We start from the raw sequence: 11,656 nt of genomic DNA, 5'->3' as shown, positions 1-11,656 counted from the left end.
GGCATCGCCCGCCTGCACAACCTCACCCTCGCCGGATAACCCGGCCCCGAACCGCGGCCGACACACCCAAGATCACTTACGGGACAAGCCTTAGGGGCTGACACTGAAGTGCTTCCGGAAGGCGTTGAGGACTCGATCAGCTGCATCCTGCACCAGGGCCAATTGCGCAGTCGGATTCGATCGTACCTTGCTGACGACCGTAATCGGCGCATTTTCGGCGGCGAGAATATTCCTCATTTCTCGCTGGACGAGGTATTCGACCGATTCGCGATGGCTAGTCTCGGCCGCGAGAAACACGCTCTCCTCTCCGATCTCCGACCAAACGATGACCAGATCATCGATCCGCTCCCACGCTGACTCGTCAAATTCATGGACGCGTCGTCGGAACGATGATCTTTCGAGAGCCCGTCCAAGGTGATCGGCCCATCGACCCAGCACGCCGTTCCGGCCAACCGTCATACCTATGTAGGCAACGCCAATGCGACGTGAGTACCCGCAGTAGATGTAGGCGCGTGCTCGACACAGACTGGGGTCGCCGATTGCGGCCGACCCCCAAGTGTCAGTCTCGTTGTTATTAGTCATCGGAGTGAATCAGGCGAAGCGCTTTTCGAGTGCGGTGGCAGTTGCCTGATATACGGCCGACGACGCCTGATTTCGATACCTCTGAAACACTTCCTCGATTACTTCGTCTTCGATGTTCTGTAGGTTCTTTACGGAGTTGCTCTCGCTTACGGCGAGGCTCAAAAATAGGGCGTGCAGCAGCAGCACTACGTCTGCGTCGCCGCCGAATCGCTCATCAAACATTCGCATGAAGCGATGGTTTCGGTTGATTCGCACGATCGTTCCAAGCGTGGCGTCGTAGGCCCGCTCCCAGAGTGCATTGTCGTCGAGCTGGTCGACGATCGCGACGCGGGATCCGTCCTTGATCGCTAGCTCGCGTTCGGGCTCGCGCAAAGGATGGCGTACTGCCTCCTTCTGTTCGCGCTCTTTACGCTTCGACTCGGTAAAGACGTCATCTTGATCATTCGGTAGAAGATCTGGAAACTCCACTTCGCTCAGCGCCTCAGTGGCCTTGCTGATCGGGTCCTCGTCGGCCTTCTTCTTAAGCAGCTTAGTGGCGTTCCGCCAAGCCGCCCTGCTGGCGCGCCGGGCTTCGTATGTCGCCTCGTCGAGAGCGCCTTCGGCTTCCTCGCTGAGCAGTATTTCAGACTTCTTGACATCGATGTTGAACGCGTCATCGGCGGAATCGTCGATCAGGATTCTTCCCCGGAAGGCAAAGAAGTCCTGCTCTGTTGGAATGAGGCCAAAGCGTTCGCCGTGCCGAATGAGCCGCTTGTTGCGGTAGACATAGAATCCGTAGTGCTTTGCTCCGATCATGTACCTCTTGCGAATTTCGGCGGAGTTCTCGAACGCAGGAGGGTGCACGAGCTGGGTCGCCTCGAGAGTGGCTTGCACCCCGTTTTCTGCGTCGAGGGTAATGAGGCGTGGCCGCTCTAGCCAACGCACACTCAGGCCATCCCAGGAGCCCTCGGCAATGTTGCCGTTCTCTTCTGCTGAACCTGTGAACAGCGGATCGAAGGGTGTGATTGCCTCACCGTCAAGCATAATATCCAGGCTATTCTGCCCATCCTGGAGAAAGTAAAAGTATGTGAGGCCAAGCTTCTGGGTGAGCGCTTCCCTTGTCTTTCGGATGCTTGGATGGTTGCGCTTGTGTACTTTCTCGATGCTGACCAGTGTGCCGTGCGAGACCCCGGGCAGCATTCGATCGATTCTTTCCCGGTCGGCTTCGTTTAGCTCGGGCATCTCGCAAACGAATGCTCCCACTTGTTCAATATGCGGGAGGTCGAGAACAATCTTGTTCCACTCATGTCCTTCGCGCGCACTGATCACTTCGATGCGATCGCCCTGAGATAGTCCTGCGCTTTTGAGACCGAGACCATACTTGCCGAGACTTCCTTCGGCGTATTGGCGATCAACACCAAGGCCGAGAGCACTTAGTAGTTGTTCCCCGCTCATGCCAGCGCCGTTGTCGGCGATAATGTACCCGGCCGCACTGTTTCGGCGGTTTTCTGCAACCTCAGGCTCACGCTCGAGCTCGATAACGATGCGGTTTGCGTTGGCAGCCACAGAGTTGTCCACGATGTCGCAGATGGCACTCTCGGGTGTGTACCCGATGCGCGCGATAGCGCGCAGTACCCTGCCGGGGTTGATCGGGACCGACATAAAAGTGCTTTCGCCTGGCACGGCATCAGCCGGAGTGGTCATGCTTAGGCTCCTGGAGAGAATTCAATATGACAATTCAACTGATGGGAGTTCTTGAGTTCATGCGATTAGCGAGCGGCGCCCATTCTGCCTCCTATTAATAGGACGTTGCAGGACCTTGACTTTACTTGCATGGCAGGCGACAGGTATGCGGCTCGCGGACACAGGTTGCGTCCTCCGCACTGCAGGTAGTGATCGCGTACCCCTGGTGTCACGAGGGGCAGGCGACATGTGGCGCCCTTCCGAAGAAGCCCGGCTGACGGTTCGTCATCAGCCGCGCGCAGGGGTATAGGGCCAGCAAGGCGCATCTCGGTTAGCCAAGCGCCCGCCCGACTTCAGTCGGCATCGACCGGGAGGAGCGCGAAGAACTCCTCAGCCGGAAGCGGGTACTTAGTCTTCGTCACGTCAGCGTAGGAGCGCAGTGCCCGACTGATCTGGGCCTTAGAGCGAGGTGCGACGTGGACCTGCAGGAGATCAAACAGAAGCTGGGTGTTGCCACTGGCCATCTTGCCCTTGGCCTTCGTGCCTTCCGGAGTCTCGATCCACATAGAGGAGAACGGGGCCGAGGTCATCTTCCAGTCGAGCGCCGACAGCCGCTTCATGACCTCCGGCCACTCCAAGGCTCCCTGCTCGAGAATGTGTCGAACCACCTTCGCCACCTGGTTCTGAATGGCAGGGCGCATGAACGGGTGGCCAGCACCGTCGCGCCCCTTGGGCGCCCGGAGGTCCTTCGGCGACACTGAGGCGAGGTAGCGCTGACGCAGGTTGCCACACGCGTCGAGGAGTTCCCGGAGGCGTACGGCGATGATCTCGAAGCTCTGGTCGAGAAGTTCATCGGTCGCCCGTTGCTTGGACTGCTCGGTGGTGCAGGGGAGGTCGTAGCCGATCTCCTTGACGATGTCGTAGACAACGGCGATGGTGCTCCAGGCCGGGCTCGACGTGCTGATCGAGCGTTGGGCCAAAACGAGCTCACCGTCCTGGCCCACCTTGCTGAACACAAGGACAACCTTGTCCCGCTTCAGGAACTCATCATCGTCGAGCAGACGCCGAGTGAGGATGGCGAAGCTGTCGTCCTCATCGAGGGCGATGTTCTCCTGCAGGTTGGTGCTCTTGGCGTTCCGGTTGATGTTGGTGAAGAGCCGCCGGGTGCGGCGCCGGCCTTCATCAGTGTCGAAGTGTGGTACCACGATGACGTTGATGTCCTCGTTTCCCAACTCCGGGTTCTGCTTGATCGCGTCTTTGATGGCCTTGAGCCGGTGCTGGCCGTCGAGGGCGAAGAACTGCTGGGTGCCGTCGAACGTGAGGACACCAAAGTTGCGGTCCAGCCCTTGGAGGACGGCCTGATTTTCGGCATCCATCGTCACCGAGAGGTAGTTGGGGTCCCCGCCCCACACCGCGATGATGAGAGCGCCCAGGAAGCGGTTCTCATTGGTGAGCAGATACTCGGTGATCTCCTGCGTCCGCGTGCCGACGCCGCGCTGGATCATGGTACCGAGGTCGCGGTTTCCGCCGAGTTCATGCGCGAAGTTGATCTCTCGGGCCACCTGGGCGTAGCTCATCAGGCAGGAGTAGTAGGTCCAGTTGCCGACCTTCGCTTCGAAGGCGGGAACGAACGTCTTGGACGGCATGGAGGTACCTCGATGTCAGGGGGCGAGCGAGCGCGGGCTAGGAGCGGAGCGCTGGTCTGGGGATGGTGCTGAGCCGACCGCGCAGAGTGGGACCGCCCTGGATGTTGATCGGTGGGTTGTAGAGGTGGATCAGGCGGCTCTCCAGGTTCCTGATCATCGACCTGTCGTCGACTGTCGCGAACCAGTACTCCAGGGGGCGCAGGGCAAGGTAGTGAGTCAGCCGGTCGTCCCGATTGATCGGAGGCTCTCGGGTCCAGAGGTCCTCGGGGTTCCCCCGCAGGTGCTTCTTGTAGTTTCGGTACCGATTCCTGAGTGTGTTGCCCAGTTCGCCGGCCCCACCCGCGTTCCTGATGTAGAGAACCTGGTGGAAGCTGCCCTCGGTCCGGTCTGCCATGGCCAGCTTGATCGACGGGCGCCAGACGAACATGTAGAGGCCCGGCTCGTCGGGAATCGCTGCGGCGATGCTCTCGGTTGTGACGAGCCGTTCCCACGGGGATGCGAGTCGCTTCAGATCGTCCTGGAGGACTTGGAGGGCCGACACGTCCATCATCGGTGCGATGCCGAGCTGGAGCTCCAGAGCGGGACTGACGTCCAGGCGGTGGCGGATGACTGCGCGCGCGACCGTGTCTGGTGTCGCCATTCCTCATGTGCTCCGACTGGGTGACGGCGTGTGATGAGCGCACACATCCTTACACGCTGCACCGACAGTCGGTGGGCGAGACAGAAAAGAGTCCGTTTGATGACTTTTTGTCATCAAACGGACTCTTGACTGAAATCGAGGGAATCAGAGATGGCAGACGGAGCAGCCCACCTCGTCGTCATCGGCGTCGAGTGCGTCCGAGAGGACCTCCAGCAGCGGCCGGTTGGGCTTGATCCGCTTGGCGGCTCGGGCGAGGTTCGCCTCGTGCTTGGCCTGAATTTCCTCTCGCCGCTCTATGAGCTGGTGCAGGGACTCGCCCTGAGACCACGTGTAGTCGCGGCCCTGCATCGCGGTGCCCTGGTGGCGGACCTTCTCTTCGTACGCAACAGCCTTGTCGAAGAGCTCGGGGTGGCGATCCTTGAGGCCGACCCACTCGTGCTTGCGCTGGAAGAAGCAGAAGTAGCAGCCAGACCGGGTGCGCCACTCGTAGTAGCCGGGCAGGCCGGTGCCGGCCTCGTCGAGGATGCGGCCGACGCCCTCCCGGTCGATGCCATCCTCACGGAAGGGGAAGACCGCGGTGATGTTGGGTTTGGTGCTCACATAGCCGAGCCGGTTCTCGTCCGCTCGGATTGCGACGTAGGAGATCACCTCGTCCTCGCCGACCCATTCTTCCAGAGGTTTGATCTTCAGGTTCTTCGTGCACCAGCGCATCTGGGGGCTCGGTAGAGTGCCCTGGTAGACCTCGAGCCAGTGGTCGAAGTCCCGGTCGGTGTTCAATCGCGTGATCGGCTTGCCGACCGCGGCCTCGAGCTTGTTGAGGTACTCGTACGTCTCGGGCAGTTCAGCGCCGGTGTCGCAGAAGAAGTACTCCATCTCCGGCACGCGGTCACGCATGTAGATGGCAAGTGCGGAGGAGTCCTTTCCTCCGGACAATCCCAGGACGTGCCGGACCTTCTTCGCCGGGGTGGTTGCGTCAGTCACGATCACTCCGTCCTCTCGAGTGCAGTAGTGGCAACAGGCTCGGACACGCGCTGGGCGAGCGCCGCGAGCAGAATGCGCGCACCGTCGGGGCCGAGCGCCTTCTTAGCCTGTGCCAAGACACTGACAACGAGGCTTTCCGCCTCCTGCCGGGACTGTTCGGGCAGGTAGATCAGCGTGCGCTGCTCGCCACCGTCCTTGTCGGTCAGGGTGAGCAGCCGGGCTTCGAGATCTTCCTCAGCGCCGCCGACCGCCTCGCCCGTCTTGTACAGGTGACTGACGCGGTCGAGCGCGGCGGCCATTTCCCGGACACGACGGGCGAAGAGCGTGACGTCGTCGTCGGACCAGTCGCCCAGGGCAGAGTGCGACAGCCGCACAATCACGGGGTCGAGCCAGTCGGAGTCCGACAAGCCCTCGTTCAGTGCTATGGCGACGAACCCGCGAAGCTCGAGACTGAGCGAGATACCGGCAAAGCCCTGGAGACGGCGTGCGAGCGCCTGTCGCAGTTCGGGCAGAGCCGAGGGCAGGCGGAACTCGCGGCTGATGGTCTCGACGACCTCGACGCGAAGCGCGCGGTCGGCGCCGGCGATTTCCTCGGCTGCGGCAGTCAGGCGCTCGACGTAGCCCTTGTTGCCGCTGGTGCTTTTGCGAGCCTCGGGGCTGATCGGGTCCAGGCCGAGTGCTTGTGGGAGAGCGTGGAAGAGCAGGTCGTCCGGGTCTTGTGCGGTGAACAGCGCGGAGCGGATCGCAATGGCGTCCTTGCTGATGCGCTGTGTGCGGCGCGCGTATGGCGTGAGCACCATGACCCGCTCGAGCAGAGCACGGGTAACCGAGAGAATGGCCGGGTTGCGCAGCGCCTGGGAGCGGGGCGGTTCGACGTTCAGTGCCAGCGAGAGCTTCTTGACGACGCTCTCCCGCAGGCCGTCACCGAGTGGCGTGGCCTTCACGGAGAACCGGCCCGGCGCCTTGATCATCCGCTCCACCACGTCGGTGGTCAGGCGCGGTAGGTAGGAGCCCTCCTCGAACAGGGCCACGTCCTGGCTGCGCAGGATAAGTGCGGTCACCACCAGCAGAGGCACCACGCCGGCCTTGACGCCGTATGGCGGCACCATGACGGCGCGGAAGATCTCGTCAAGATTGGTGCGCTTGTGGGCGTCCGAGAGTGCCATTTCAAGGGCATCCCAGACGGGCAGCACGTGCGGGTGGGCGGGGCCTGGCCGCGAGAAGCCGTAGGGCAGCAGCGTGGTCGAGGAGTCGTCCGCGGTGCCGCTGTTCTCCCGGTGCAGGCCCATGAACTCCAGAGCCCCGCTGTACATGGCGCGCTCGGCCGGGTACTTGTCGATGCCCAGGTGACGTTCGCCGGACTTGGTCAGCATGGCGGTCAGCAGTTTCCCGCGTGCTTTCGCCCCCTGGCTGGTCAGCTCATGGCGACCGAGCATCTCGTTGCGAATGTGCGGGGTCGCAGGGAACACCCGGTCACAAGCGATGGACGCAAGTCCGCTGAGGCTACGGCTTTCGATGACCTCGCCCTCGCCGGCCTCCGCAGTGATGCCCGAGCGCCACAGGCGCCAGGTGGCTCGCTGGGTGAGAGGGAAGAATGCTGCGCTGAGCAGTTCGAGCAGCTCGCGCTTGGCAGCCGATGTCCGCTCGGAGATCTCGCGACTAGCCACCGGGTCCAGGGTTTTGTCGCGCTGCAGTTCCTCCAGCGCCACGAGGTGGAAGGCAGCACGCAGGACTAGGTCCGGCTCATCGGTCGTCCCGAGCACTACGGGCAGCGAAGATTCGACGAAAGGCCGATCCTCCATGGTTCCGAGGTGGAAGACGAGAAGGCCGTCGGCGTGGTCGTTGAGTTCGTCGGGTCCCTCGATGAGCTGCGTCTGGGCGCCGGAGATTCGGACGAAAAGGGCGCGAAGCATGCCTGTGATCTGGCTGTGCCGGCCGGCCGCGACAGCCAGCGGGAGGTAGTCACCGAGCCTTTGGAGGACTGCTGCCTCATCGAGGTGGCTGAGTGCCTCCTTGAGGCGCCCGTCGATGTCGAAGTTGCTTCCGCGCCACACTCGGTACTCGCCGTTGAACCTGCGGAGTACCAGGAGGCCACGGTCCACCAGGCCGTTGAGCTGCTTCTCCAGGGTGGCGAACGCCTTGGGACTGGGTGCGTCGGCCGGGTCGTGCAGCGCGAAGTAGATCATCGCCGCAGTTGCCCGCAGCGCACCATCGGAGTCGATCAGGTTCAGCATGCCGATCGTGCGCAGAAGGCGCTGCTCGGCAGTGGACAGGCCGTTGGCTTCGGTGACCCGGGATTCGATCTCGATCCAGCGGCTGGCGTTGCTTGATGCCAGCAGCGAGGTTCGGCCGGAGTCGAGGAAGAAATCGTACAGCTGGGGCAGCTGGACGGTGCTCGCCCGGCGCGGCTTGTCAGCCGAGAACGAGGCGAGTGAGCGGCGGACCGTGTGGGGCTCGTCGTTGTTGAGGAACCCGGACAGGCTGCGGTCGTGCTGACCGATCTGCGCCGCGAGGAAGGGCGCCGCGACCGCGGTCAACGGATGCAGGGGATAGAGGTCGGCGAAGTCCTGCATCGCGAGGTCCACGACATCGTTGAGGCCGTGATCACGCCAGGCCTTCTCCGCTGCCTCGGCGTGCGCCCAGATGAGCTTGCGGCCGGGCTCCGCCACAGCGGACTGATCGAGTCGGCGGCGCATCAGCTGGACCGAGTCGCCCAGGTGGGGGGCAAAGGTGATGTCTTCGAATCGGCCCTGGATCTTGGCCCATTCGCGGGTCTGCAGCTCGCTGGAGTGGGCAGCGTAGTCCATGAACGACAGGTGCTGCAGTGTCATCATGAACAACGGCAGGCCACGGCTGCCGGCACTCTTCTCCGCAAGATCCTGCAGGAGGAACAGGTCGTCCTTCGCGCTGGAGAACTCGCTGTGCCCGGCAAGGTGCTCCAGGGTCTTGCCGAATTCGTCGATGATCAGCAGAAGGGGCTGCTGCGCGCACAGGGCGGTGACGGCAGCGACGATGTCCTCGGGCTTGGCGGTGGCAGGATCATCGCACCGCGCCAGCGCGGTGGCGACAGCCTTGGGTGTCCTGGACGGCCAGCGCCGCTTGGCGGCGGTCTGCAGGGCACGGGACAGGGTGGTAACGAGAGGCTCGCGCCGGGCGGTCGCGACAGCGCCAAGGAAACCTTCCGGCGCTAGTTGGTCACGAGATGTGGCCAGGCGCCGCGCCAGGCCGGGGCTGACGGTGGCCAGCACCGCGTGTGCCTCGGCGCGCCGGCTCTCGTCGCACCCGAGAGTCGCGTCGATGAGATTGGCCAGGGTGGACTTGCCCGAGCCATAAGGGCCAGTGAACGACCACGACCTGGGACGGCGCAGGTCGCCGAGGGCGTTGGCAACCCGGTCGAACACGTCGACCGCCCGAGCACCGATATACGGGGAGTGCAGTTCGTCCAAGACATCGCGCTCCACATTGGTGGAGCGCATACGTGAACCGATCACCTGGACACCGGCCGGGAACTGCGGGCCACCGGAGGACATGCGGGCGGCGCTGGACCGCGTGGGGGTCTCGGTGGTCACTGTGTCTCCTCGATCAGGGCGAGCTGCGGCTCAAAAACGTCCTGAAGCTTGAGTTCGCGCGCCTCAGCTTCGGCGAGCTTGGGATAGCTGCGGCCCCAGTCCTCGCGGGTCGGGAAGCCCGGCCTCTCCCGGACCTTGTCGTACTGGGCGTCCAAAACGTCCCAAGCCAGATCGAACGGGTCGGAGGTGAACGCCAGACTGCGCTGGCCGACCGCCTCCACCACCTGCAGGCCCGCGGTGGTGGCGGCGACCCGCTCCAGGGCTCCAGCAATGTCAGGCTCACGCACGCGGAAGGCCCGCCCGGGTGCGCCGTGCTCGTTGGCGAGCCGGGCGAGGGAAATGGACCCGGCACCGCGGGTGGTCTGAGCGGCGTAGTCGAGGCAGGCATACGCCACCACGCGGTCAGGCAAGGAGATGCGCGAGCCGGTCGTGAACTCCCACTCGGCACGTCCGGAGGTCGGATGGTCCACCGCTTCCATCAGGCCGAGCTCACGGAAGGGGCAAGCCAGCAGGTCTTCAAGCGCGCCGGGCGCGCCGCCCTTGGCCCGCTTCGCTGGAACGTACATCTTGGTAATGCAGTCGACGTCCCTGATAACGGATGCCTCCGCAGGCGCTTCTGCGTACGACAAGTTCGCGTGTCGCGCGATCAGCTGGGTGAGGTCGGGCGCTGAGAACCGCGCGAACGGCGCGAGCTGGAAAGCGACATACCAGGACGGCGCCCAGCTCTTTGCCCCGGGCCGGGAGCACAACAGCCACCAATGCAGCAGCCATAGGCTGCCCTGCTCTTCTAGATAAGGATCGGCACCGTTCTCGTCGAGGAGCCACCGTGCCTCCCACGTGGGGTAGGAGAACAATGCGCGGGCGTTGGCATCATCGCCGGGGAACTCGCGGGTCAGTTTGAAAGCCCGTGACCAATACCTCATGGCATTGGACATGTTCTTGCCGACCCCGAGAAGAACGGGTGCGTCATCCGCTAGGAACGTGTCCGGGCGGTCCTTCACCTGCATGTATGCCTTATGGAGCCACCCGAATCGCGGCGCGAAGGTCTCGTGGCGCGCGAAGTTGAAGTGGGCGGCTTCCGCGAGCCGGCTGTCTGACATGCGAGGCTTTCTCCGTGTCCGTCAAAGCGTGGATGGTGTTAGTGCAGGCCTTGCTACATGGGGGCCGTCAGCGCTGCTCGCACCTGCCGGACGGCTCGTACCGCCGACGCAGCAGCGCGCTCGATGTCGAGCGTGGTCGTGGCGTACCCGAGAGAGAAACGGACTGTGGAGTCAGCCTCTTCCCGACTGCGTCCCATGGCGAGGAGCACGTGGCTCGGGCTAGGCGCGCCAGAGGAGCAAGCGCTCCCCTCTGACGCCGCCACGTCCGGCATCGCGGCGAGCACCGCATCCGCCGGCGCACCGTGGAACGTAATGCTGGTGACTCCAGGCAGCCGCATGCTGAGCGCGCCGTTGATCCGGCAATCGCCGACCTGCCCAACGAGCGAGTCCTCCAGTGCGTCACGCAGCTGTTCGATTCGGGGAATCTCCGTGGCCAGAGCCCGCCGGGCGGCCTCGGCGGCGGCACCCGCGCCTGCGATGCCCGCCACGTTGTGTGTTCCGGCCCGCCAGCCTCGCTCCTGTCCGCCACCAAAGAGCAACGGGCGGTACGGCAAGGCGATACCGCGGCGCACGAACAGGGCGCCGACCCCCTGCGGGCCGCCGAACTTATGGGCGGACAGGGAGAGGAGGTCTACGTCCGTCTCCGCGAGGTCGATCGGGAGCCGGCCGATGAGTTGCGTGGCGTCCGTGTGGACGAGCGCTCCCGCGCGGTGGGAAGCCTCGACGATAGGTTCGAGCTCGGTGATCACCCCGGTCTCGTTGTTGGCTGCCATCAGCGACACGACTGCCACTTCACCGGTGGTCAGACTCGTGCAGAGGGCATCCAGGTCGACCAGGCCGTCCTCATCGACGCGCAACAGCATCAGGGATCCGGGGCTGCCAGAGGTGATGGCCTTGGCAGTCTCCAAAACCGCCGGGTGCTCGACCGTGCTCGTGACCAGTCGACCACCGATCTCGAATGCTGCCCGCAGGGCCAGGTTGTTGGCTTCTGTGGCCCCGGAGGTGAAAACGATCTCGCCGTGGGAGCAGTTCAAGAGTTCAGCTACCTGACGGCGCGCCAGATCGACGCGGTCGGCCGCGTCACGGCCGGAGCGATGGGTGCTAGAAGCGTTGCCGACGGCGCTCATGGCCTCGACCGTTGCCTTGAGGGCTTCTGGTCGTGCCGGCGCGGTGGCGTTGTAGTCGAGGTAGGCCGGATCCGAGCTAGGTGACTGAAACGTCACACTTCACCCCGTTTCGCTCGCTTTTAGCCGCTCTTCATCAACTGGCGGCGAATCTCGTCCGGTATGAAACCCTCCGCCAGCAGTACACGGAGATCCTAGCCGGAGCAAAGGGCAGGCGAAGGAGAGGCGTGAACTTCAGCCCTCGAGGATCGCCCCCAATGACCGAAATCAAACAAATGTTCCCATTGGTGAGATGTCCCGCGTAGTGATGCGAATCCCCTTGTGGGAAACGGCAGTTCGGGCAAGTGTGACC

Annotated in this window: 7 protein-coding genes; all 7 read right to left on the bottom strand. The window is 63.6% G+C overall.

Annotated features, from left to right (window positions below):
• Nucleotides 1–591: 591 nt before the first annotated feature.
• Complete coding sequence (locus tag ACWCPW_RS39360; protein ID WP_449766399.1) at nt 592–2,265, bottom strand: ATP-binding protein; 1,674 nt, start codon at nt 2,263–2,265, stop codon at nt 592–594.
• 332 nt (nt 2,266–2,597) lie between these two features.
• A complete protein-coding gene (locus ACWCPW_RS39355) occupies nt 2,598–3,890 on the bottom strand; it encodes a DNA sulfur modification protein DndB (RefSeq protein WP_395800914.1) in 1,293 nt (430 codons plus the stop codon).
• A gap of 37 nt (nt 3,891–3,927) precedes the next feature.
• A complete protein-coding gene (locus tag ACWCPW_RS39350; protein ID WP_449766398.1) occupies nt 3,928–4,530 on the bottom strand; it encodes a hypothetical protein in 603 nt (200 codons plus the stop codon).
• Nucleotides 4,531–4,674: 144 nt separating this feature from the next.
• Nucleotides 4,675–5,511, bottom strand: a complete 837-nt coding sequence (locus ACWCPW_RS39345; RefSeq protein ID WP_449766397.1) for a phosphoadenosine phosphosulfate reductase domain-containing protein — start codon at nt 5,509–5,511, stop codon at nt 4,675–4,677.
• 2 nt (nt 5,512–5,513) lie between these two features.
• Nucleotides 5,514–9,080: an ATP-binding protein gene (locus tag ACWCPW_RS39340; RefSeq protein ID WP_449766396.1), complete on the bottom strand. Its 3,567-nt coding sequence runs from the start codon at nt 9,078–9,080 to the stop codon at nt 5,514–5,516.
• Entirely contained in the window at nt 9,077–10,180 is a 1,104-nt protein-coding gene (locus ACWCPW_RS39335; RefSeq protein ID WP_449766395.1) for a DUF4007 family protein, read from the bottom strand. Before ACWCPW_RS39335 ends, ACWCPW_RS39340 begins: the two co-directional genes overlap by 4 nt.
• Before the next feature lie 53 nt (nt 10,181–10,233).
• A complete protein-coding gene (locus ACWCPW_RS39330; RefSeq protein WP_449766394.1) occupies nt 10,234–11,403 on the bottom strand; it encodes a cysteine desulfurase family protein in 1,170 nt (389 codons plus the stop codon).
• Nucleotides 11,404–11,656: the final 253 nt, after the last annotated feature.

The sequence above is a fragment of the Embleya sp. NPDC001921 genome (assembly GCF_053594475.1).
The sequence above is the reverse complement of the archived record's forward strand: the minus strand, read 5'-3'. Positions and strand labels throughout refer to the sequence as shown.

Coding starts and splice junctions, on each gene's coding strand:
- ACWCPW_RS39335 (WP_449766395.1), bottom strand. CDS start 10,180: ATGTCAGACAGCCGGCTCGCGGAAGCCGCCCACTTCAACTTCGCGCGC.
- ACWCPW_RS39355 (WP_395800914.1), bottom strand. CDS start 3,890: ATGCCGTCCAAGACGTTCGTTCCCGCCTTCGAAGCGAAGGTCGGCAAC.
- ACWCPW_RS39360 (WP_449766399.1), bottom strand. CDS start 2,265: ATGACCACTCCGGCTGATGCCGTGCCAGGCGAAAGCACTTTTATGTCG.
- ACWCPW_RS39350 (WP_449766398.1), bottom strand. CDS start 4,530: ATGGCGACACCAGACACGGTCGCGCGCGCAGTCATCCGCCACCGCCTG.